The organism is Micromonospora echinofusca (genome assembly GCF_900091445.1).
Lineage (GTDB): Bacteria > Actinomycetota > Actinomycetes > Mycobacteriales > Micromonosporaceae > Micromonospora > Micromonospora echinofusca.
Window position 1 is genome coordinate 2943348 of sequence record NZ_LT607733.1, and the last position, 21669, is coordinate 2965016.

The 21669-nt window shown below is 73.5% G+C and carries 20 protein-coding genes; 13 read left to right on the forward strand and 7 right to left on the reverse strand.

Annotated elements, in window-relative coordinates; all coding sequences use genetic code 11:
- Nucleotides 1-26 precede the first annotated feature (26 nt).
- From GA0070610_RS12900 to GA0070610_RS12910, 3 genes are all read left to right on the forward strand, one after another.
- Nucleotides 27-1130: a CapA family protein gene (locus tag GA0070610_RS12900; RefSeq protein WP_089000259.1), complete on the forward strand. Its 1104-nt coding sequence runs from the start codon at nt 27-29 to the stop codon at nt 1128-1130.
- A 69-nt stretch (nt 1131-1199) separates the two neighbouring features.
- On the forward strand, nt 1200-1862 hold the full coding sequence (locus GA0070610_RS12905; RefSeq protein ID WP_089000260.1) for a GntR family transcriptional regulator: 663 nt from the start codon (nt 1200-1202) through the stop codon (nt 1860-1862).
- 2 nt (nt 1863-1864) lie between these two features.
- A complete protein-coding gene (locus GA0070610_RS12910; RefSeq protein ID WP_089000261.1) occupies nt 1865-3154 on the forward strand; it encodes an MFS transporter in 1290 nt (429 codons plus the stop codon).
- Nucleotides 3155-3245: 91 nt separating this feature from the next.
- Here GA0070610_RS12910 and GA0070610_RS12915 read toward each other — a convergent pair whose 3' ends face one another.
- Nucleotides 3246-3665, reverse strand: coding sequence for a hypothetical protein (locus GA0070610_RS12915; protein WP_089000262.1), 420 nt, complete (start codon nt 3663-3665; stop codon nt 3246-3248).
- A 186-nt stretch (nt 3666-3851) separates the two neighbouring features.
- Here GA0070610_RS12915 and GA0070610_RS12920 point away from each other — a divergent pair, with 186 nt between their 5' ends.
- Both GA0070610_RS12920 and GA0070610_RS12925 read left to right on the forward strand, forming a co-directional pair.
- Complete coding sequence (locus GA0070610_RS12920; RefSeq protein WP_089000263.1) at nt 3852-4937, forward strand: S-(hydroxymethyl)mycothiol dehydrogenase; 1086 nt, start codon at nt 3852-3854, stop codon at nt 4935-4937.
- Nucleotides 4937-5566, forward strand: a complete 630-nt coding sequence (locus tag GA0070610_RS12925; RefSeq protein ID WP_089000264.1) for an MBL fold metallo-hydrolase — start codon at nt 4937-4939, stop codon at nt 5564-5566. The genes GA0070610_RS12920 and GA0070610_RS12925 overlap by 1 nt, the downstream gene beginning before the upstream one ends.
- A 75-nt stretch (nt 5567-5641) precedes the next feature.
- Here the strand turns inward: GA0070610_RS12925 and GA0070610_RS12930 are convergent, their stop codons facing one another.
- Nucleotides 5642-6583, reverse strand: a complete 942-nt coding sequence (locus GA0070610_RS12930; RefSeq protein ID WP_089000265.1) for a sensor histidine kinase — start codon at nt 6581-6583, stop codon at nt 5642-5644.
- Between the two features lie 200 nt (nt 6584-6783).
- Between GA0070610_RS12930 and GA0070610_RS12935 the strand changes: the two genes are divergently transcribed.
- The 3 genes from GA0070610_RS12935 to GA0070610_RS12945 all read left to right on the forward strand — a co-directional run bounded on the left by GA0070610_RS12935 (nt 6784) and on the right by GA0070610_RS12945 (nt 10373).
- Nucleotides 6784-7911: a DUF3626 domain-containing protein gene (locus GA0070610_RS12935; protein ID WP_231926102.1), complete on the forward strand. Its 1128-nt coding sequence runs from the start codon at nt 6784-6786 to the stop codon at nt 7909-7911.
- A gap of 252 nt (nt 7912-8163) precedes the next feature.
- Nucleotides 8164-8871 (forward strand): hypothetical protein, encoded by a 708-nt coding sequence (locus tag GA0070610_RS12940; protein WP_089000266.1) that lies wholly within the window; start codon nt 8164-8166, stop codon nt 8869-8871.
- A gap of 905 nt (nt 8872-9776) precedes the next feature.
- Nucleotides 9777-10373: a hypothetical protein gene (locus GA0070610_RS12945; RefSeq protein WP_089000267.1), complete on the forward strand. Its 597-nt coding sequence runs from the start codon at nt 9777-9779 to the stop codon at nt 10371-10373.
- Between the two features lie 135 nt (nt 10374-10508).
- Here GA0070610_RS12945 and GA0070610_RS12950 read toward each other — a convergent pair whose 3' ends face one another.
- The gene (locus GA0070610_RS12950; protein WP_089000268.1) at nt 10509-11966 is read right to left on the reverse strand and encodes an MFS transporter; all 1458 of its coding nucleotides are present in this window, start codon (nt 11964-11966) and stop codon (nt 10509-10511) included.
- A gap of 85 nt (nt 11967-12051) precedes the next feature.
- Nucleotides 12052-12288, reverse strand: a complete 237-nt coding sequence (locus tag GA0070610_RS12955) for a hypothetical protein (protein ID WP_089000269.1) — start codon at nt 12286-12288, stop codon at nt 12052-12054.
- Between the two features lie 150 nt (nt 12289-12438).
- Here GA0070610_RS12955 and GA0070610_RS12960 point away from each other — a divergent pair, with 150 nt between their 5' ends.
- The 3 genes from GA0070610_RS12960 to GA0070610_RS12970 all read left to right on the forward strand — a co-directional run bounded on the left by GA0070610_RS12960 (nt 12439) and on the right by GA0070610_RS12970 (nt 15865).
- A complete protein-coding gene (locus GA0070610_RS12960) occupies nt 12439-13557 on the forward strand; it encodes a geranylgeranyl reductase family protein (RefSeq protein ID WP_089000270.1) in 1119 nt (372 codons plus the stop codon).
- Nucleotides 13558-13701: 144 nt separating this feature from the next.
- Entirely contained in the window at nt 13702-13893 is a 192-nt protein-coding gene (locus GA0070610_RS12965) for a hypothetical protein (protein ID WP_089000271.1), read from the forward strand.
- Nucleotides 13894-14188: 295 nt separating this feature from the next.
- Complete coding sequence (locus tag GA0070610_RS12970; protein WP_089000272.1) at nt 14189-15865, forward strand: ABC-F family ATP-binding cassette domain-containing protein; 1677 nt, start codon at nt 14189-14191, stop codon at nt 15863-15865.
- A gap of 69 nt (nt 15866-15934) precedes the next feature.
- On the opposite strand, the gene GA0070610_RS12975 is transcribed toward GA0070610_RS12970, so the two are convergent.
- Nucleotides 15935-17725: a bifunctional metallophosphatase/5'-nucleotidase gene (locus GA0070610_RS12975; RefSeq protein ID WP_089000273.1), complete on the reverse strand. Its 1791-nt coding sequence runs from the start codon at nt 17723-17725 to the stop codon at nt 15935-15937.
- Nucleotides 17726-17937: 212 nt separating this feature from the next.
- On the opposite strand from GA0070610_RS12975, the gene GA0070610_RS12980 reads away from it, so the two are divergent.
- Complete coding sequence (locus GA0070610_RS12980) at nt 17938-18840, forward strand: SDR family oxidoreductase (protein ID WP_089003467.1); 903 nt, start codon at nt 17938-17940, stop codon at nt 18838-18840.
- 186 nt (nt 18841-19026) lie between these two features.
- Here the strand turns inward: GA0070610_RS12980 and GA0070610_RS12985 are convergent, their stop codons facing one another.
- Nucleotides 19027-19686 (reverse strand): nucleotidyl transferase AbiEii/AbiGii toxin family protein, encoded by a 660-nt coding sequence (locus GA0070610_RS12985; RefSeq protein WP_231926103.1) that lies wholly within the window; start codon nt 19684-19686, stop codon nt 19027-19029.
- A complete protein-coding gene (locus GA0070610_RS12990) occupies nt 19683-20024 on the reverse strand; it encodes a hypothetical protein (protein ID WP_089000275.1) in 342 nt (113 codons plus the stop codon). Before GA0070610_RS12990 ends, GA0070610_RS12985 begins: the two co-directional genes overlap by 4 nt.
- An 818-nt stretch (nt 20025-20842) precedes the next feature.
- Between GA0070610_RS12990 and GA0070610_RS12995 the strand changes: the two genes are divergently transcribed.
- A complete protein-coding gene (locus GA0070610_RS12995) occupies nt 20843-21442 on the forward strand; it encodes a hypothetical protein (RefSeq protein WP_089000276.1) in 600 nt (199 codons plus the stop codon).
- The last annotated feature ends 227 nt before the right edge of the window (nt 21443-21669 follow it).

Genomic DNA, 21669 nt, shown 5'->3' on the forward strand with positions numbered 1-21669 from the left:
GCGGCGGGACGGGGAAGGCGGGCGGGGTGCCTGAGCTGACCCTGTTCCTCGGCGGCGACGTGATGACCGGCCGGGGCGTGGACGCGATCCTGCCCGCGCCCGGTCCGCCCGAGCTGCGCGAACCGGCGGTACGCGACGCCCGCGACTACGTCGACCTGGCCCGCGCCGCCAACGGGCCGGTCCCGCGCCCGGCGCCCCCGGCCTGGCCGTGGGGCGAGGCGCTCGACCTGCTCGACGAGGTGCGGCCCGACGCGCGCGTGGTCAACCTGGAGACCGCGGTGACCGGCCGGGGCGAGCACGCACCGGGCAAGGCGATCCACTACCGGATGCACCCGGGAAACCTCGGCTGCCTCGCGGCGGCCCGGCTCGACGTCTGCGCCCTGGCCAACAACCACAGCCTCGACTTCGGCACGGTGGGGCTCACCGACACCCTCGACGCGCTCGCCGCCGCCGGCATCGCCACGGCGGGCGCCGGCCGGGACGCGGCCTCGGCCTGGCGACCCGCCCGGGTGCCCCTCGGCACGGGCGGACGGCTGCTCGTCTGGTCGGTGGCCGCGCCGTCGAGCGGGGTGCCCCCGCCCTGGGCGGCCACCACCGGGGCGCCTGGGGTGGCGTACCTGCCGGAGGTCTCGGTCGCCTCGGCGGACGCGCTGGCGGCACGGATCGCCGCCGTGGCCGGGCCCGGGGACCGGGTGCTGGTCTCCGTGCACTGGGGCACCAACTGGGGGTACGACGTGCCGGCCGCGCACGTCGACTTCGCCCACCGGCTCGTCGATGCCGGCGTGGACGTGGTGCACGGCCACTCGTCGCACCATCCGCGCCCCGTCGAGGTGTACCGCGAACGGCTGGTCCTCTACGGCTGCGGCGACCTTCTCGACGACTACGAGGGCATCGGCGGACGGGAGGCGTACCGGCCTTGGCTGCGGCTGCTGTGGCTGCCGACCCTCGACGCGGCCACCGGTGCGCTGCAGCGACTGCGGGCGGCACCGGTGCGGATGCGCCGGCTGCGGCTGGCGCGGGCCGCGCCCGACGAGGCCCGCTGGCTCGCGGAGCTGCTCGGCGGCTTCGGCCCGCCGTTCGCGCCCGGGTTCGCTGTCGACGACGGCCTGCTGGCCCTGCGAGCGCGCTGACGGGTGGCGCACGCCACCTCCGGCGGGGGCGCGGGGGTGCGCCGGCGCGACGGGATCCACGATAGATACATGACGCATCCCTCCTCGCCGGGCCGGACGGCCACGCCCTCGGCCGCCGAGCGGGCCTACCGGCACCTCAAGCGCGAGATCCTGGAGCAGATCCACCCGGGCGGCTCGCTGGTCAGCGAGGGGGAGATCGCCGAGGCCACCGGGGTCTCCCGCACCCCCGTCCGGGAGGCGCTGCTGCGCCTGGAGGTGGAGGGACTGGTCCGGCTCTATCCGAAGCGGGGCGCGCTGATCCGCCCGGTCTCCGCCCGCGAGATCAACGACGTGATCGAGGCGCGGCGGCTGGTCGAGCTGCACGCCGCCGAGCGGGTCTGGCCCCGGCGCGCGGCGCTGCGCGGCGACCTCGCCGCCCGGCTGGCCGAGATGCGCGCCGCGCACGCCGCCGGCGACCTCGCCGCACTCATGCAGGCCGACCGGGCCTTCCACGCGACCGTGGTGGAGGCGGCCGACAACGAGATCCTCGCCGAGCTGTACCAGCGGCTGCGCGACCGGCAGCTGCGGATGGGCGAGGCCAGCTTCCGGCTCTCGCCCGGCTGGGCCGAGACGGCGCTCACCGAGCACGCCGAGCAGGTCGCGGCGCTCGACTCCGACGACCCCCGGCGGTGGCTCGCCGCCGTCGCCGCGCACATCGACAACGCCGCGGACGTGCTGCGGACCCTGCGGTGAGGATGCTGACCGCACCGGTCTCCTCGCGCCGGTCGGCGGGCGGCCTCGTCTGGGGCGTCGCCGTGGCCGCGTACGTGGCCGCCGTGTTCCACCGCAGCTCGCTCGGCGTCACCGGCGTCGACGCGACGCACCGCTTCGACGTCAACGCCTCGGCGCTGGCCACCTTCTCCGTCGCCCAGCTCGCCGTGTACGCGGCGATGCAGGTACCGGTCGGCGTGCTGCTCGACCGGTTCGGGTCCCGCCGGCTGCTCATCGCAGGCGGCGCCCTCATGGTGGCCGGCCAGCTCTGCTTCGCCTTCGCCACCGACGTGCCCCTGGCGATCGCCGCCCGCGTGCTGATCGGGCTCGGCGACGCGATGACCTTCATCAGCGTGCTGCGCATCGTGGCGCTGTGGTTCCCGGGGCGGCGCTACGCGATGATGACCCAGCTCACCGGCACCCTCGGCCAGCTCGGGGCGATCCTTGGCGCCGTACCGCTGGTGGCGCTGCTGCACTCGGCGGGCTGGACCCCCGCCTTCGTGACCGCCGCGGCGGTCGGGGCGAGCGTGCTGCTGATGATCGTCGTCGCCGTCCGGGACACCCCGGGCGGGCCGGTCCCGGCCGGCGCGGCGCCCACCCTCGCCGGCGTCCGCCGGGAGCTGGCCGCCGCGTGGGCTGCGCCGGGCACCCGCCTGGGGCTCTGGACGCACTTCGTCACCCAGTTCTCCGGCGCCGTGTTCGCCCTGCTCTGGGGGTACCCGTTCCTCGTGCAGGGGCAGGGGCTCAGCCCGACCACGGCGGCGTCGCTGCTCACCCTGATGACGGCCGCCATGCTGCTGACCGGGCCGGTGGTCGCGCACCTGTGCGCCCGGCACCCGTTCCACCGCTCGGTGCTCGTCTTCGCGACCACCGGCGCCACCGCCGCGGTCTGGGCCGTCGTGCTCGCCTGGCCGGGACGCGCGCCGGGCTGGCTGCTGGTCGTGCTGGTCCTGGTGCTCGCCGTCAACGGCCCGGCCTCGCTCATCGGGTTCGACTACGCGCGCAGCTTCAACCCGGTCAACCGGATCGGCAGCGCCACCGGGGTCGTCAACGTCGGCGGCTTCGTCGCCTCGATCGTGCTGGTGCTGGCCGTCGGCGTCGTGCTCGACCTGGCCACCCCGGCCGAGCGGGCCACCCCGGACCTGGCCGCCTTCCGGTGGGCCTTCGCCGTGCAGTACCTCCTCTGGGCACTCGGCGCGGTCCAGGTGCTGCGCTACCGCAACGCCGCCCGCCGCGACCTGGCCGCGCGGACACCCGCCGCGACGCCAAGCTGACCCGTCGCACCGGCTGCGGGACGCCGACCGCCCTCCCGGCGTGGGCGCGTGACGCGGCGCGGGCGTGTTCGCCGGTCGCCGGCGCGGGACGTCAGCGGCGCCGGCGGCCGTGGGTGAAATCGTCCAGCACCAGGGTCAGGCCGGCCCCGAGCAGCCAGACGTCCTTGGCCAGGCCGATGCCCTGCTGGGTGGGCCGGAGCCTGCCCGCCTCGCGCATCCCCGGCGTGCGCAGGTAGAGCTGCACCAGACCCGCGCCGAACGCGGCCAGCCCCAGCCCCGCCAGCGCCGACGGCACGAACGGCGCGAGCAGCGCGGCGCCCAGGGCGATCTCGGCCCGCGAGAGCAGCCGGGCGAACCGGTCCGGGTCGAGCCTGCCGAGCTGCGGCACGGCCCCGACGGCCATTCCGTGCACGCCCTGCGCGGCCTCGCCCTCCAGCGACCGCTTGCCCAACCCCGAGTTGAGGACGAACGCGCCGATGCTGACCCGCAGCGGCAGATGGCTGACCCTCATGGCGCACTCCCGTCCGACTGTCGAACCGTGCCCCCGCCTACCCCTCGCCGCCCGCGATAACCGCCCGGCGGCCCCGGTCGTCCGCGACGATCGGGGGTAGTTTCGGCCCGAGGGACGTGATCGAGGTGCCGCGTCAGCGCACCGACGGACGGCGGCGCGACGCGTCGGCGTGGAGCAGGAGGAAGCGTGAGCCAGGAGGTCAGGGGAGTCATCTCCCGCAGCAAGGGCGCGCCGGTCGAGGTGACCACGATCGTGCTGCCCGACCCGGGTCCGGGCGAGGCGATCGTGCGGATCCAGTCCTGCGGGGTCTGCCACACCGACCTGCACTACCGCGAGGGCGGCATCAACGACGACTACCCGTTCCTGCTCGGGCACGAGGCCGCCGGCGTCGTCGAGCAGGTCGGGCCGGGCGTCGACGGCGTCGCGCCGGGCGACTTCGTGGTGCTCAACTGGCGGGCCGTCTGCGGGGAGTGCCGGGCCTGCCGCCGGGGCCGCCCGTGGTACTGCTTCGCCACCCACAACGCGGCGCAGAAGATGACCCTCACCGACGGCACCGAGCTCACGCCGGCGCTGGGCATCGGCGCCTTCGCCGAGAAGACCCTGGTCCACGCCGGGCAGTGCACCAAGGTCGATCCGGCGGCCCGGCCCGCCGCCGTCGGTCTGCTCGGCTGCGGCGTGATGGCCGGTCTCGGGGCCGCCATGAACACCGGCGGGGTCACCCGGGGCGACTCGGTGGCCGTGATCGGCTGCGGCGGCGTCGGGGACGCGGCGGTGGCCGGCGCGGCGCTGGCCGGCGCGACGACGATCGTCGCCGTGGACACCGACCCCCGCAAGCTCGACTGGGCCCGGAAGTTCGGCGCCACCCACACCGTCAACGCCCGCGAGGACGACCCGGTCGAGGCGATCCGCGCCGCCACCGGCGGCTTCGGCGCCGACGTCGTGATCGACGCGGTCGGTCGCCCCGAGACCTGGAAGCAGGCCTTCTACGCCCGCGACCTCGCCGGCACCGTCGTGCTGGTGGGCGTACCGACGCCGGAGATGACCGTCGAGGTGCCGCTGCTCGACGTCTTCGGCCGGGGCGGCGCGTTGAAGTCCAGCTGGTACGGCGACTGCCTGCCCAGCCGCGACTTCCCCATGCTCACCGAGCTCTACCTTCAGGGCCGGCTCGACCTGGACGCCTTCGTCACCGAGGAGATCGCCCTGGCGCAGGTCGAGGAGGCGTTCGCCCGGATGCACCGGGGCGACGTGCTGCGCTCGGTGGTGGTGCTCTGATGGCCGCGCGCGTCGACCACGCCGTCACCTCCGGCACGTTCTCCCTCGACGGCCAGACCTTCGACGTGGACAACAACGTATGGGTCGTCGGCGACGACACCGAGTGCGTCGTCGTCGACGCTCCGCACGACGTCGACGCGATACTGGCCGCCGTCGGCGACCGGCGGGTGCGGGCGATCCTCGCCACCCACGCGCACGACGACCACGTCCGGGTGGCCCCGGCGCTGGCCCGGGCCACCGGCGCCCCGGTGCTGCTGCACCCGGCCGACCGGGTGCTGTGGGACATGGTGCACCCCGACGAGGCGCCGGGCGCGGACCTGCGCGACGGGCAGGTCGTCGAGGTGGCCGGCACCGCGCTGACCGTGCTGCACACGCCCGGGCACAGCCCCGGCGGGTGCAGCTTCCACGCGCCGCAGCTCGGCGTCGTCTTCACCGGCGACACGCTCTTCGCCGGCGGGCCGGGGGCGACGGGACGCTCGTACAGCGACTTCGGCACCATCGTCGCCTCGATCCGGGACCGGCTGCTCACGCTCCCACCGGAGACGGTCGTGCACACCGGGCACGGGGAGAGCACGACCGTCGCGGCGGAGGCTCCACACCTCGACGAGTGGCTGGCCCGCGGCCACTGAGCGGGCCGGCGGTCGTCCCGGGCAGTCGCCGTACGGGCTGCCCGGGACCGCTCGACGGCTACCTGCCGGGCCGGGTCACGCCGGGCGGCGCACGTACATCCGGATGGTCGTGCCGGCGGCGGTCGTGTGTACGCGTACCAGGTCGCACAGCGCCTGCACGATCACCAGCCCCCGGCCGCCGATGCCGTCCGCCGCCGGGGTCAGCCGCCCGGTCAGCGGGTCGGTCAGCGAACCGTCGTCGTGGATCTCGCAGACCAGGTGCTCGGCCGTCCGCCACACGCGCAGCACACCGGCGCCGCCGGCGTGCGCGACGCTGTTGGTCGCCAGCTCGGTCACCGCGATCTGGAGGTCGGCCAGCCGGTCCGCGTCCAGCCCCGCGGCCTCCCCGTGCCCTGCCACGAACCGGCGCACGGCGGAGAGCGTGTCCAGCTCGTACGCCAGCGCCGCGACCGGCTCCGTCGGGCTCGACAGGGGCTCGTTGTAGCGGGCCACCACCTCCGCCGGGGCGTAACGCGGGCTTGGCCGTCGCCCGGCGTCGTCGACGAGCACGGGGTGCGTGGCGTACGCGTCGGCCAGCACGTCGGCGTCGAGCCCGGTGGTGTCGTACGGGCAGAGGATGGTCGCGTCGCGGCCGGCGAAGGCCATGTTGATCAGTGCCTCGTGCTGGGCGCACGCCGGGTACTCCGTGTCGCTGCGCCCGGCCCAGATCGGCTCGCCGATGATGCGCACCCGCCGGCCGGCGTGCTGTTCGATGAACGCCTGCAACACCCACGGGATGATCCGGCCCGGGTTCCGGCCGGCCTGCGTCATGTCCGCCCAGCGCACGGCGTCGGCGGGGCCGACCTCGGCGCGGACCCGCCACAGGTTGGCGCCCGGCATCGCGACCAGCACCGGCTCCCCGGCGGCGAGACCGTCGGTGATGAACGGGACCGTGCCGGCGAGCAGGGCCCGCGGACCGTCGTAGAAGAACCCCTCGTGCACGAAGGCGCCCTGCTCGACCACGGCACCACCAGTCATTCGTCGCCTTCCGCTTGGCGCCTCCCACTGTAATCGTCGGTCCAGATGCCGGCCCACCGGGTGAAACGTCGGCGTCGCCGCGCCGCCCACCCGACTGCGCCCAAGGCCGTGACCGGGTCGACGCGAGCGTGCCGGCCAGGACACCACCGAAGAAAAAAAGGGGGTGCGTCCCCGCCCGCGCATGGGAGACATTCGTCGCCGTGCGACCCACCGCTGAACCGGCCGCCGCGCAGGCGGCACCGGCACTCACCCCCGCCCAGAGCGCCGCCCTCGCGTACGTCCGCGCGGTGGCGCTGCGTGACCGTCCCGCCGCCCTGGCCGCCATCGCCCGCGCGCTCGCCGGCTCCGGCGTCACCCACGGTCCGGAACTGTTGATCGCGGCGGTCGGCCGGCACGGACGGCTCACCCTCAACTTCCACCCCGACCGGCTGCTCGCCGACGGGCGTACGGTCGCCGAGGCCCTCGCCGCCGAGGGCGTCTACCGCAGCCAGTTCGAGACCGGTATCTCCAACGGCGGCCTGACCGCCTTCCCCGGCGGTGACCGGGACCGCTGGGAGGAGTCCCTCTTCGGCGGCGCCTACCAGGCACCCGGCGTACCCCTCGCGGACCGGCCGAAGTACGGCGGCCTCAACCTGCTCGACCATCCCGACGGCGCGTGCCCCCGGTTCGGCTCCTGTCACCTGCGGCTGCGTCCGCAGGTGCTCGCGCGGGCCACGTTCTGCTTCGGCGACAGCCACCTCGGGCCCCGGGACCTGGGCACCGTCGACGTCTTCGAGCCGGTGCTGGCGGCCCTGCTGGCCGCCACCGACGACACCGGGATCAGCCTCGGCGTGCCGGGCGACGTGGTGAGCCTGGCCCAGAGCCTGCTGCGCCGCCGGGAGGACGCCGCGTGGGCCCCCGGCGCGGCGGGGCGCGCGCTCGACGACTACATCGAGGCCCAGATCCACGGCGAGCTGAGCCTCGCCCGCGACGTGGAGGCGATGGTCGTCGACCCGTCCTTCCGGGGCACCGAGGCCGGGGACATCCTCGCCGCGCTCGCCCGACGGCACGGCTTCGCCCTGCACTGGCACGCCGGCTTCGCGCTTCCCGTCGACCGGATCGACGCCGACTTCCGGGGCCCGGCCATCCCGCCGCTGGCCGCCCGGGTGCACGCCGAGTTCGCCCGGCCGGGGGATCTGGTCGACGCCGCCCTGATCGGCCGGGCGGCGGCCTCGGTGGTCAGGGAGCCGTCCCGCTGGGCCGACCGTGGGCCGACGCAGGTGACCCTCCAGCACCTCAAGCAGCTCTGGCACGTCCTGGTCCGCTTCGGCGCCCCGCGCGACGCCTAGGAACGCCACACACCAGCCGCTTTGCCGGGCGCCTGCGGCTCGTCCCGGACAGGTCGATTGGTGCCTCTCCGTCCGCTCCGCGTAGTGACCCCGGTCGCAGCCGACCACGACCGGCGCATATCCGGAATGACCGACAGGCCCGGCTGGTTGTGTCCCCCGTACCGCCGGAGCCGAAACCCGTCCGGCGCGGAAGTTTCCCCTCCAGGAGTGCTCATCCAGGGAGCGCTTCGCCTGACCGAAAGGGCAACCATCGTGAAGTACGACTTCACTCGATGGCTCCCGGCCATCGCGAAGGACTCGACGGACTCGAACCGCAAGATCGCGCTGAGCGTGGTGGGTGTCGCCGCCCTCGGTGGTCTCGCCTTCGGGCCGACGGCCGTGGCCGCGCCGGTCACGTCCGCGCCCCACGAGGGTGCCGTGGCGGCGATCGAGCAGGCCACCGGCAAGAGCCGGCCGGGCGCGGCCGAGGAGTCGGCACTGACCACGGGCGGTACGACCACCAAGCCCTCCGCCGACAAGCCCAGCCGCGAGAAGCTCATCCCGCACGGCGTGCAGGGCGCCCAGTCGCGCATCCCGCTCGACGACGCGCAGCTCGCCAACGCCAAGGCCATCATCGAGGAGGCCAAGGAGAGCGGTGTGGGTGAGCGGGGTGCCGTCATCGGCATCGCCACGTCGCTTCAGGAGTCGAAGCTCTACAACCTCGGCCACCTGGGCGTGTACAACGACCACGACTCGCAGGGCCTGTTCCAGCAGCGCCCGTCGTCGGGTTGGGGCTCGCCCGAGCAGATCACCGACCCCGAGTACGCCTCGGAGGCCTTCTACCGGGCGCTCAAGAACGTGGGCGGCTGGCAGGACCTGCCGCTGACCTCCGCCGCGCAGACCGTGCAGGTCTCGGCCTACCCCTTCGCGTACGCGCAGTGGGAGGAGCAGGCGGCGGACATCGTGTCCCAGCTCTGGTGACGACGATCGCGTGATACCGGCCGGTCCCGCGTCTCGGGGCCGGCCGGTCGCGTCCATGCCGACGACGCCCCGCATCCGGGCCGGACCGCCGCCCGGCCGCAGCCGGCGCAGCGTCTCGTCGTGGTGGCCAACGCGAGCCCCTGTCGAGCTGCCCCGTCCACGAGACCGCCTTCCAGGTCCGGGCCCGCGACGCTAGCCGGCCACCGTTTCTGTGTCCCGTGAGATCTTGGTAGGAATGTGCCCCTCCAGGGCGCGAAACTACCAAGATCTCGTCGGCCACGATCACACCTACCTGCGTCGCGTGTCCGGTTGTGGCGCAAGCGTGCGGGACTGCGGCTGGCTGTGCTCGTCTGGTCCGGGATGGCTAACGGTGCCCGGTTTGAGGGTGTGGTCGGGGGCATCGTGGGGGCGGAATCGTGGCCGGGGCGGGGTCGTTACACCCTGCGTACGACCGAGCAAGGCCACACGCCGAGGCCACACGCCAAGGCCACACCGCCCGCCCCGACGGGGTGGCGAGCCGGCCCCGACGGGCAAGCGCCAAGGCGATGCCGCCCCGCCGGGATGGCGGGCCCGCCCCGACGGGGTGGCGGGACCGGGGTCCCGGAATGATGGCGGGCCGGTGGTCGTTACACATGGTCCGGCCGACGTGAGGGCAACCCCCCGCCCCCGCGAAACAGTCCGGGTCCTTCCGACCCGCACAGGTCGGACATCCGGCCGACACGGCCGATCTGTTCTTTCCTCCAGCGCGACGCGGGAGACCTTTCCTCCGGTACGACGCCGGAGAAATCTCCTCCGGTTCGACTGGAGATCCCCTGAGTTCCTTGGGCGCCGGACGGTGCTTGCACCCGCGTGAAGCCGATCCCCCTCGGCGTTGTGGGTGCCGACCCCCGAATGGAGCATCTGCGATGAACACGATCATTCGTAACAGCGTTCTCGGTATCGCCGGTCTCGCGTTCGCCGGTGGTGTGGCCGCCGGTCCGATGACCGACACCGCCCACACCAGCGCCCCGAGCGTGGACACGACGGCTGTCGCCGTCGCGGTGCAGGCTGACAAGCCGGACATGGGCAAGCTGGTGCCGCATGGTGTGCAGGGTGCCCAGTCGCGTATCGACCTCTCGGACGAGCAGGTCGGCAACGTCAAGGCCATCATCGCGGCGACGAAGAAGGCCGGCATGGACGAGCGGGCCGCGGTGGTGTCGATCGCGACGGCGTTGCAGGAGTCGAAGTTGGAGAACCTGGGTCACCTGGGTGACCGCAACGACCATGATTCGCAGGGCCTGTTCCAGCAGCGTCCGTCCAGTGGTTGGGGCACGGTGGAGCAGATCACCGACCCGGAGTACTCGACGACGGCGTTCCTGAAGGGTCTGAAGCAGGTCGACGGGTGGCAGGACATGCCGCTGACCGAGGCGGCGCAGACGGTGCAGGTGTCGGCGTACCCGGACCACTACGCGCAGTGGGAGCAGATGGCCGCCGACCTGGTCGCCGAGCACTGGAACAGCTGACCTGAGCAGTGTGAACGACTGCCGCTGGCCGGTACCCCACCCGGGGTGCCGGCCAGACGCATGCCCGGAGCCGGGGAGGCGCGGAGCCGGCGGCCGTCGTCACGCCGGTCAGGGCGGCGGCTGTCGTGACGCCGGTCAGGGGCGGCGGCCGTCGTGACGGCGGTGGCCGAGGGTGACGTCGACCAGGGCCGCCACCAGCGCGAGGGCGATCACCCCGGCGGCCAGCAGCAGCGAGTGCCGGAACGCGAGCGGGAAGTCCCCGTCGCTGGCGGCCAGCGAGGAGAAGAAGACCGAGCCGACGGCGGCGATGCCGGCGGCGGAACCGATCCGCTGGCCGGTCTGGAGCATGCCCGCCCCGCTGCCCGCCTGCCGCACCGGCACCTGGGACAGCGTCAGGGTCTGGTTCGGTGCGATCACCAGGCCGCTGCCCAGCCCGGCGACCAGCAGGGGGGCGGCGGTCAGCCACGGCACGGGTACGCCGCTGGGGGCCAGGTCGAGCACGACGACGACCGCCCCGAGCCCGACCACCACGGTGAGCAGCCCGACCGCGACGAGTGGGCGCCCGAAGCGGTCGACGATCCGGCCTCCGAGCGCCGACGCGGCGGCCGAGCCCAGCGCGAACGGGGTGATGGCCAGGCCGGCGACCAGCGCGCTGTAGCCGAGGCCGTTCTGGAGGTAGAGCGTGAAGATGAAGAAGATCGCGGTGAACCCGCCGAAGTAGACCAGCGCGATCAGCGAACCCAGGGCGTACGACCGGAAGCCGAACAGCCCCAGGTCGAACAGCGGTTCCTGGCGTCGGGCGTACCACCGTTCCCACACGGCGAAGCCGGCCAGGGTGAGCAGCCCCACGGGCACGAGCAGCCACCTCGCCGGGTTCCGCCACTCCTGCTGCACCAGCGGCAACAGCACGAGCAGCACTCCGGCGCCGAGCAGCAGCACCCCGACGGGGTCCAGCCGCCGGTGGTCGCGTGGGCCGGCCGGTCGGGCGGGGAGCAGCCGCCAGCCGAGGACCACCGCCAGGACGCCCACCGGCACGTTGACGAAGAACACCCACCGCCAGCCGTGCTCCTCGCCGCCGACGGCGATCAGCAGGCCACCGAGCAGCGGGCCGACGGCCGTGGAGATGCCGATGGTGGCGCCGAGCAGCCCGAACGGTCGGCCCCGCTCGGGGCCCTGGAAGAGCTCCTGGATCAGCCCGGTGACCTGCGGGTTGACCACTCCGGCGGCGGCGCCCTGGAGCAACCGGGCCGCGATCAGCCAGGCGGGGGAGGGCGACAGCCCGGCCAGCGCGCTGGCCAGCGTGAACAGGGCGATCCCGAAGACGAACGCGGTACGCCGGCCGCGTGCGTCGCCGAAGCGGCCGGCGGAGACCAGCACCAGCCCGAACGTCAGCGCGTACCCGGACAGCACCCACTGTAGGTCGCTGGGGGAGGCGCCGAGCGAACGGTCCATCGACGGTACGGCAACGTTGACGATGCTCACGTCGAGCAGCGTCATGAAGGCGGCGACCAGCCCGACCCCGAGGGCCTGCCAGCGCCGCCGGTCGTCCGGGGACGCGGCGGGTTCGGCCGGTGGCGTACCCGCCGGGCTCATCGTGCCTCCCGTAAACCAGTGAACGGGCATCGCTGAGCGCTACCCCGGTCCCCGGGAGGCGAACCATCACGTGGCGGGCGACGGCTCACGCCATCTGGCGGGCACAGAACCGGGGTCCGAAGTCCAGCCCGGCCATGGGGGAGTCCTCCCGGTGCAACAGGTTCTTCTCGGTGAGCTGGTGCAGCGGCTCGCGCAACTGCTCCGCGGTGAGGCCGGCCTCCTCGGCGATGAGGTCCGGGTACGGCACCTGCCCTCGGGCCTCCAGCGCCGCGACCGCGTCGTACACCCGTTCCTCGACATCCGACAGTTGCACCTGCCGCATGGCCCTTCCTCCTTCGCCTGGCCCGCCTCCGTGCGGGCGGTTGCGCCGCGCGGTTACCCGGTGGACGTCCGAAGATGCCCACCCGATCGGGCGGTGCCGCCGGTCGCGCCGACGCTGCCCGCGCGCCGCGGCTTGCCCTAGGCTGCACCAGTGATCGTCTGGGATCTCGCCGTCGTCGGCGCCGGCCCCGCCGGGCTCACCGCCGCCCGTGCCGCCGCCCGCGCCGGCCTGCGCACGCTGGTCGTCGAGCGCGCCGCACACCCGCGCTACAAGACCTGCGGGGGCGGCCTGATCGGCACGTCCCTGGCGGCGGTGGCCGGCCGGATCGAGGTGCCGGCGCACGACCGGGTCGACCGGGTGACGTTCACCCGGGACGGGCGGCGTGGGTTCACCCGCCACCATCGCGGCGGGCCGCTGGTGAGCATGGTGCGCCGGGAGGAGTTCGACGACCGGCTGCGCGCCGCCGCGGTCGCCGCCGGCGCCGAGGTCCGTGAGCGGGTCGCGGTCCGCGCCGTCGAGCAGGACCCCGACGTCGTACGCCTCAGGCTCGCCGACGGGGACACGGTGCACGCGCGGGCGGTGATCGGGGCGGACGGTTCCTCGGGCGTGACCGCACGGCACGTGGGGGCCCGTTACCGGCAGGTGGACCTGGGGCTGGAGCTGGAACTGCCCGTGCCGCCGCGGGAGCAGGCCCGTTGGCGGGGCCGCCTCCTGCTGGACTGGGGTCGGCTGCCGGGCTCGTACGCCTGGGTCTTCCCGAAGGGCGACCGGCTGACGGTCGGCGTGATCGCGGCCCGGGGTGAGGGGGAGCGGACCAGGGCCTACCTGCGGGGGTTCGTCGAGCGGCTGGGCCTGGCCACGGTGTCGCCGGCGCACGACTCCGGTCACCTGACGCGCTGCCGGACGGAGGACTCGCCGCTGCGCCGGGGCCGGGTGCTGGTCGCGGGCGACGCGGCCGGGCTGCTGGAGCCGTGGAGCCGGGAGGGGATCAGCTACGCGCTGCGTTCCGGCGCGCTGGCCGGCGCGGCGGTCGCGTCCGGTGACCTGGCGGGGTACGAGCGCGCGGTCGACCGGGACCTGGTGCCGTCGATGCGCGCCGGGCATCGGCTGCTCGACGTGTTCGCCCGGCGGCCGGAGGTCTTCCACGCGTTGTTGGCCACCCCGCCGGGCTGGCGGATGTTCGTGCGGTTCTGTCAGGGCCGGGCGAGCTTCGACGAGACGCTGGACCGCGCCCCGGTCCGGGCGGCCCTGGCGCTGCTGGACCGGTAGGGCAGGGTGCCGGCGCAAGGCACCTCGGTGGCGAGCACGTGGCCCGGAGCCTGCCCATCCGTTTCACCCAGGATCCTAGGATGCTTTAGCGGTGGTGTGCGACGCCACCACCGCACAGAATGATGACGTCGAAGGAGAGCAGCCATGGCAGAGGACCACTCCGGGACGTCGTTCACCGACGACGAGTACCACTTCCTGCGGCACGTGCGCTTCGGCGAGCTGCCGCCCGCGGTTCGCCCGGAGGAGCGGACCGCGCTGACCGAGACCGACCCGCGGCGCGACCAGCCGGATCCGGGTGACGAGCGCGACCGGTGGGACCTGCGGCACGGGGCCTGACCGACCGCCACGGGAGCTGAAACGTTCGTCCTCCGCTCGAAGCCGGTCCACCGACGACGGGGGACCGCCGACGACGGGGGACCGCCGACGCCGCCGCGCCGGGTGAAAACCGGGCGGAGTCGTTGCGTCGGCGCTGCTAAGGTTGCCGCCATGGCACGAGGTATCTGGTCGCAGAAGGTCCGCTCCGCCCGCTGACGGCGGCGCCTTCCCTCTGCTGAGTCCGCGCTCGCCGTTCCGGTTCCCGCCGGGCGGCCGCCTGCTGCTGCCCGGCTCCACCACGAGCTGCGGAGCACCGTTGAACCTCACCCCGAACCCCGAAGCCATCTCCCTGCCCGTCACCGCGGGCGGCGTCGCACACGTCCGCGCCGACGGCGTCACCGTCGTCCGGGGGTCCCGCCGGGTCCTGACCAACGTGTCGGTGACCGTCTCCGCCCGCTCGCGGGTCGCCGTCGTCGGCGAGAACGGCCGCGGCAAGACGACGCTGCTGCACGTTCTCGCCGGCCTGATCGCCCCCGACGAGGGCACCGTGCACCGGGCGGGCACGATCGGTTTGGCCCGCCAGGAGCTGGCCGTGCGCGACGGTGCGACCGTCGGCACCCTGACCTCGGAGGCGCTGGCCGCGTCGTTCGCGGCCCTCGCCGCGTTGGACGAGGCGTCCCGGGCCCTGGCGGCCGGCGATCCCGGTGGCGGCGACCGCTACGCCGCCGCGCTCGACGTCGCCACCGGCCTCGACGCGTGGGACGCCGAGCGCCGCGTCGACGTCGCGCTCGAGGCCCTGGGTGCCTGCACGGACCGCCGGCGTGCGCTGTCGACGCTTTCGGTCGGGCAGCGCTACCGGGTGCGGCTGGCCTGCCTGCTCGGCGCGCGCCACGACGTGCTGCTGCTCGACGAGCCGACCAACCACCTCGACGCCGACGGGTTGGACTTCCTGACCCGCAGGCTGCGCGAGCACGGCGGCGGCTTCGCCGTCGTCAGCCACGATCGGGCGCTGCTGCGTGACGTCGCGGACCGGTTCCTGGACCTCGACCCGACCCGCGACCGGACGCCGCGCCTGTACGCCGGCGGCTACGACGCCTGGCAGGACGCCCGGCGGCGTGACCGCGAATCGTGGGAGCAGGACTACGACGAGCAGCAGGCCGAGCATCGCCGGCTGACCGACGCGGTGGCGAAGGCCCGCGACCGGCTCTCCACCGGCTGGCGGCCGGACAAGGGAACCGGCAAGCACCAGCGCCAGTCGCGCGCGCCGGGCGTCGTGCAGGCGCTGAACCGGCAGCAGGACGCCCTGCGGGCACACCGGATCGACGTGCCGGAGCCGCCGCCGACGTTGCGGTGGCCCGACCTGGGCGTCCGCCCGGGGGCGCCACAGGTGCGGGCGTACGGCGTGGTCGTCGACGGGCGCCTGGCGGGTCCCGTCGACCTCAGCCTCGACGGCGGTGGCCGGCTGCTGGTCACCGGCGCGAACGGCGCCGGAAAGTCCACGCTGCTCGCGGTGCTGGCCGGGGTGCTCGAACCCACGGCCGGGCAGGTGTGGAGGGCGACCGAGGCACGGATCGCCCTGATCACCCAGGAGACCGCCGAGCACGACCCCGGCCTCACCGCGCGTGAGGTGCAGGCCCGTCACGTGGGGCGGCTGGTGGCCCGCGGGGTGCTCCGCGACGCCGAGACGGTCGGGCTCGGGGCGCTGGGGCTGCTGGACTCCGAGGCGATGCGTACGCCGGTCGGGCGGATGTCGCAGGGGCAGCAGCGGCGCCTCGACCTGGCGTTGGCGTTGGCCGGGCGGCCCGGCCTGATCCTGCTCGACGAGCCGACCAACCACCTGTCGTCGGCGCTGGTGGACGAGCTGACGGCGGCGATCCGCGAGACGAGCGCCGCCGTGGTGGTGGCCACGCACGACCGGCAGTTGCTGCGGGACCTCGCCGACTGGCCGTGCCTGGAGATCGGGGGTCGGATCGACGGCCGCGACCCACGCTGATCCGGCTTCATCCGCCCGGACGCCCGGACGGGCCGTGGGCGATCCGCCCACGGCCCGTCCGGCGCTGGATCAGAACACTGGTACGCCCTCGCGTACCAGCCGCCAGTTCGGCTGGTGGAAGTCGGCCGGGTCGATGGTGCCCCTGGCCTGCGCCCAGTCGATCAGCAGCTGGCGGATCTCCTGCTGCTCGTTGTAGACCTGGGTCTTGACGATGCCGGGGAAGTTGCCGCCGCCGCTGCGCCGGTAGTTGTTGACCGCCACCACGAACTGCGCGTTGTCCGCCACCGGCGTGTCGGTGCCGGGCAGCACCAGGCGGGTGAGGCGTTGGCCCACCAGCTTGGAGATGTCGATGTCGTAGTCCAGGCCGGAGACGACGTCGTAGTTGTAGTCCGGCACGGCCGGGTCGCTGATCGTCGCCGGGTCGACCGGGGCGCCCGGGGCGAGGGTCCGGAAGTACTTCGCCGAGTACTCCAGGTAGGTGCGTACCTCGGCACCGCTGAGCACGACGGCTTCGAGGGTGTTGTCGAAGACGTACAGCCCGGCCACGTCGCGGATCTTCACGTCGCCCGCGGGGAAGACCGCGGTGCGGCTGAACGGCGCCGCGATCGACAGCACCGGCAGGTCCGCGTACGAGGTGCCGGCCAGCGCCTGACCGACGACCTCGGTCTGGACGTGGTTGATGAAGTCCAGGATCGGGGTGTCCTTGTAGCGGCTCTCGGCCGCCGACAGCTCCACGGTGGAGCGGGCGACGACCTGGTTGACGTACGCCACGGTCTTCTGGTGCTGTGCCCGCACGGCCGCGAGGACCTTCGGGTCCTCGACCACCGTGTTGGTGTTCAACAGGGCGGCGGTCTTCTTGGTGATCTTCCAGCTACCCCGCTCGCGGGTGAGCGTGAAGTCCATCCGGCTCAGCCGCTGGCCCCACTTCGACGGCTCGGTGAGCAGCACCTGCTCGCCGGTGCGCTCGTTGGTCACGAACTTCTCGGCGACCTCGGCGTGGGCGTGGCCGAACAGGATCGCGTCGATGCCGGGGACCCGCTGGGCGATCAGCGCCGTCGGGTTCTCGATCGGCAGCTCGGGGCCGTAGCTGGAGGTGCCGCTGTCGCCGCCGTGGGCGGAGACCAGCACGATGTCGGCGCCGCGCGCCCGCATGATCGGCACGTACTTCGCCGCGGTGGCGATCATGTCGTCGAACCGCAGCTTGCCCTCGACGTTGGCCCGGTCCCAGATCGCGCTGCCCGGGTTGGTCAGGCCGAGGATGCCGACGCGCAGCGGCGGCGCGGCGAAGCCGACGGAGACCTTCTTGATGACGTACGGCAGGAAGGCCGGCTTGCCGGTGGCGGCGTTGACGGCGTTGGCGGCCAGCGCCGGGAAGCCCAGCTGCGAGATCCACTTCGCCAGCAGCGGCAGCCCGTAGTTGAACTCGTGGTTGCCGAGCGTCACGGCGTCGTAGCCGAGCACGTTCATCGCGTTGGCCATCGGGTGCGTCTCACCGGTGCTGGTGATCGGCTCCTGCTTGGCGTAGAAGGTCGCCAGCGGGGTGCCCTGGATGGTGTCGCCGGCGTCGAGCACCAGCGTCGCCTTGCCGCGCCGCTCGGCGCGGATCTGCTTGACCAGCGCGGCCAGCTTGGCGACGCCGACGTCGTTGTGCTTGCTGTCGTCGTACTCGGCGTCGGAGTAGTAGTCCCAGTTGAAGACGTTGCCGTGGGTGTCCGAGGTGCCGAGGATCGTGAGGTCCCAGGTCCTCGACCGGGCCGCGCCGGCCGCCTGGGCGGGGGTGGCGGCGATCAGCGGGACGCTCGCCGCCGCGGCCGCGGCGGCGAGCACCGTCCGACGCGACGGGCCGGAGGGAGAGGTCATGAGGTGCCCTTCCATGGGGGTTCGCGACGCCCGGTGAGCGCCGAGCGCACCATAAACGAGGCATCGCCACTGCTGCCACAGCCGCCCCGGGTGTTTCATCCCACCCCCGCGTGCGGGCCCACCGGTGTAACACCGGGACCGCCGTTTCCGCTCGCCGCCGCAGGGTAGGGCGGTGGGAGACCCACACCCGACCGGTGCGCGAGGAGACGTCGGTGACCGAGGACCAGCACACCCAGCAGGACCCCACGAGCCAGTACGGCCAGCAGGAGGGACAACCGAAGCAGCAGCAGACGCCGCCCGGCTCGACTCAGGAGATGACCCCGAAGCCGGATCACGGCGAGGAGTCGTACCGCGGCAGCGGCAAGCTCGAGGGGCGGCGGGCGGTCATCACCGGTGGCGACTCCGGCATCGGTCGCGCCATCGCCATCGCGTACGCCCGGGAGGGCGCCGACGTGCTCATCTCCTACCTGGGCGAGGAGGAGGACGCCGACGCCCGGGAGACCGTCCGGCTCGTCGAGGAGGCCGGCCGCAGGGGCATCGCGGTACGCGGCGACATCACCGACCAGCGGCACTGCCAGGAGTTGATCGAGCGGGCCGTACGCGACCTCGGCGGCATCGACATCCTGGTCAACAACGCGGCCTACCAGATGGCGCAGGAGGACGGCATCCTCGGCATCAGCGACGAGCAGTTCGACCGCGTGCTGAAGACCAACCTGTACGCGATGTTCTGGCTCTGCCGGGCGGCCGTGCCGCACCTGCCCGAGGGTTCGGCGATCATCAACACGTCGTCGATCCAGGCGTTCGACCCGTCGCCGCAGCTGCTGGACTACGCCACCACCAAGTCGGGGATCGCCAACTTCACCAAGGCGCTCGCCGCCGACCTGGCCGGGCGGGGGATCCGGGTGAACGCGGTGGCGCCCGGTCCGATCTGGACGCCGCTCATCCCGGCCACCATGCCGCAGGAGAAGGTCGAGAAGTTCGGCCAGGACACCCCGGAGGGCCGCCCGGGCCAGCCGGCCGAGCTGGCCCCGGCGTACGTCTTCTTCGCCTCCCAGGAGTCCAGCTACGTCACCGGCGAGATCCTCGGCGTGACGGGCGGCCGCCCCACGAAGTAACCCCGTCACACCCCGCGGCCCCGCGTCCCCGACCCGCCCTTCGCCCGCGCCCCTTGACCTGGTGTCCCTCGGCCCGCCGCCTGGCCCTGGCCAGTGCCGATCATGCAGTTGTGGTGCCTGACGAAAGGTGCGAACCGTCGCCTCCCGCCCACCACGACTGCGTGATCGACGAGGGTGGGCAGGGGGTCAGCGGGGCCAGGGGGTCAGGCGGGTGCGGACCTGGGCTATGGCGGCGGGGTCCAGGCCGTAACGGGCGAAGCGGCGGTCCGGCAGCCGGTCCAGGTAGCGGCCGGCCGCCCGCACGTCCTCGTCGTCCAGGGCCGGGTCGAGTTGGCGGGCCAACTCCAGCAACTCCGCCACGCCGTGGTGCTCGAGAGCGGCCGCGACGTCGATGTAGTCCCGGACCTCCCGCCGGTTGACCAGGGCGGCGGTCTTGTTCGCCATCAGGTCCCGCACGTCCATCACGGGCCCGAGATCCATGACCACCGGACTGCGGTGCCGGTCCAGGCGGGCCAGGCTGAGCCGGATGAGTCGCCCGTCCCGGCTCACCACGAAGTCCCGCAGGTCCCGGTCGAAGCCCTCGAACAGCTCGGCCAACTCGCTGTCCGGGTCGGCGTCGGTCACCTCGAACCCGGCCCGTTCCAGTGCCGCCCGCACCACGTCCGCCGCCGCGGCGGCGGCCCCCTCCACATCCGCGAAGAGATCCACGTCCTCCGTCGGGCGGGTCACCAGCCCGTGCGCGGCCCACGCCACCCCGCCGCCGAGCACGAACCGGTACGGCCCCGCGGCGGACAGCGCCACCCGGGCCACCTCGCGGTAGAACTCGTGCGGGTGCGCGCTGCTCACGCCGTACGCAGCCCCCGGTGGCGGCTCTCCCACGCCTGGCGTACGCCCCGGGGCAGGTTGAGCAGCCGCCACACCCGGCGCAGCGTGCGCCCGTCGATGAGCAGCCGGAGGTCCTCCGCGCGGGTGGTCTCGCGCAGCACGTTCTCGTACATCCAGAGCAGTTCGTCCGGATCGCCCAGGTCGAAGGTGCGGTCCGCGTTCCACATCAGCCGCACCGGCAGCTCCACCACACCACGGGTGGGGCCGGTCAGCTCAGCGAGCGTGCGGGCCACCACGGCGGGCCGGCCCGGGCGGGCCAGGTGGGCCGCGCGGGTCGGAGCGGGGGAGAGGGCCTGCATGCTGTCAGGGTAACCCCAGGTCGGGCCGCTGGGGATCGCGGTTTCGCCGACGTCGCCGCGTGGCGGGCGCGGCCGGGACGGTTTTTGCGTTCCTCGGCGTCGGTGAGCGCAGGTCGCCGTGGCTGGGTGCGAGGTGATCGTGGCGGTGGTTGCTCGGTGTCGGATGGCTGCGGGCCAACACCCCGGCTGCCCAATCTCGGCCCGCCCGCCGGCCTCCCTTTCAGATCTTGGCGAGAAACGGCCCCTCCGAGGGCCGTCTCCTTCCAAGATCTCCACCGTTCACCTACCGACCCGTCCGGGGTGGGTGTCCGGTTTCGTGGCGGCTGCCCGGTGCGACCGTGGCTGAGCAGGTGCCCCGGATCGTCGTCGGGGCGCATCACGGCGCGGATGCCCGGTCCCGGCGTGTGATCGGGGGCATCGTGGGGGCGGAATCGTGGCGGGGGTGGGGTCGTTACACCCGGCGTACGACCGAGCAGGAAAGGCCACGCCGCCCCGACGGGATGGTGGGCCGGGGCCCGGAATGATGGCGGGCCGGTGGTCGTTACACATGGTCCGGCCGGCGTGAGGGCAACCCCCGCCCTACGCAGTCGACGGGAGGGCCCCCAGCCCCGCGAAACAGCCCCGGCCCTTCCGACCCGCACAGCTCGGACATTCGGCCGACACGGCTGATCTGATCATCCTTCCGTGCGACGACCGGAGATCCCTCCGGTTGCGCTGGAGATTTCCCCTTGAGTTTCCTGGGCGCCGGACGGTGCTTGCATCCGCGTAGCCGAATCCCCCTTCGGTGCGGGTGCCAACCCCCGAATGGAGCGTTTCTGATGAACACGTTCATCCGTAACAGCGTTCTCGGTATCGCCGGTCTGGCCTTCGCCGGTGGTGTGGCCGCCGGTCCGATGACCGACACCGCCCACACCAGCGCCCCGACCGTGGACACCACGGCCATCGCCGTCGCCGCCGTGCAGGCTGACAAGCCGGACATGGGCAAGCTGGTGCCGCATGGTGTGCAGGGTGCGCAGTCGCGCATCGACCTGTCCGACGAGCAGGTCGGCAACGTGAAGGCGATCATCGCGGCGACGAAGAAGGCCGGCATGGACGAGCGCGCGGCGGTGGTGTCGATCGCGACGGCGTTGCAGGAGTCGAAGTTGGAGAACCTGGGTCACCTGGGTGACCGCAACGACCATGATTCGCAGGGTCTGTTCCAGCAGCGTCCGTCCAGTGGTTGGGGCACGGTGGAGCAGATCACCGACCCGGAGTACTCGACGACGGCGTTCCTGAAGGGTCTGAAGCAGGTCGACGGGTGGCAGGACATGCCGCTGACCGAGGCGGCGCAGACGGTGCAGGTGTCGGCGTACCCGGACCACTACGCCCAGTGGGAGCAGCAGGCCGCCGACCTGGTCGCCGAGCACTGGAACAGCTGACACACACGCACACAGACTTTCCACCACAAGGGGGATCGCTGGTCGGCACCCGAACCCGGGGTGCCGGCCAGCGGCACATCCACCGCAGGTGCACCTTGGCGGGCCCTGGCACATCGCGCGCGGGTGTGGCGGGGCGCGTCGGCGCGTCCTCGTGGAAGGTCTACTGTCCGTGGAGCGACAGTTACTTGTGATCACCTTCATGCTTGTGGTGATCTCAGCGCGATGAC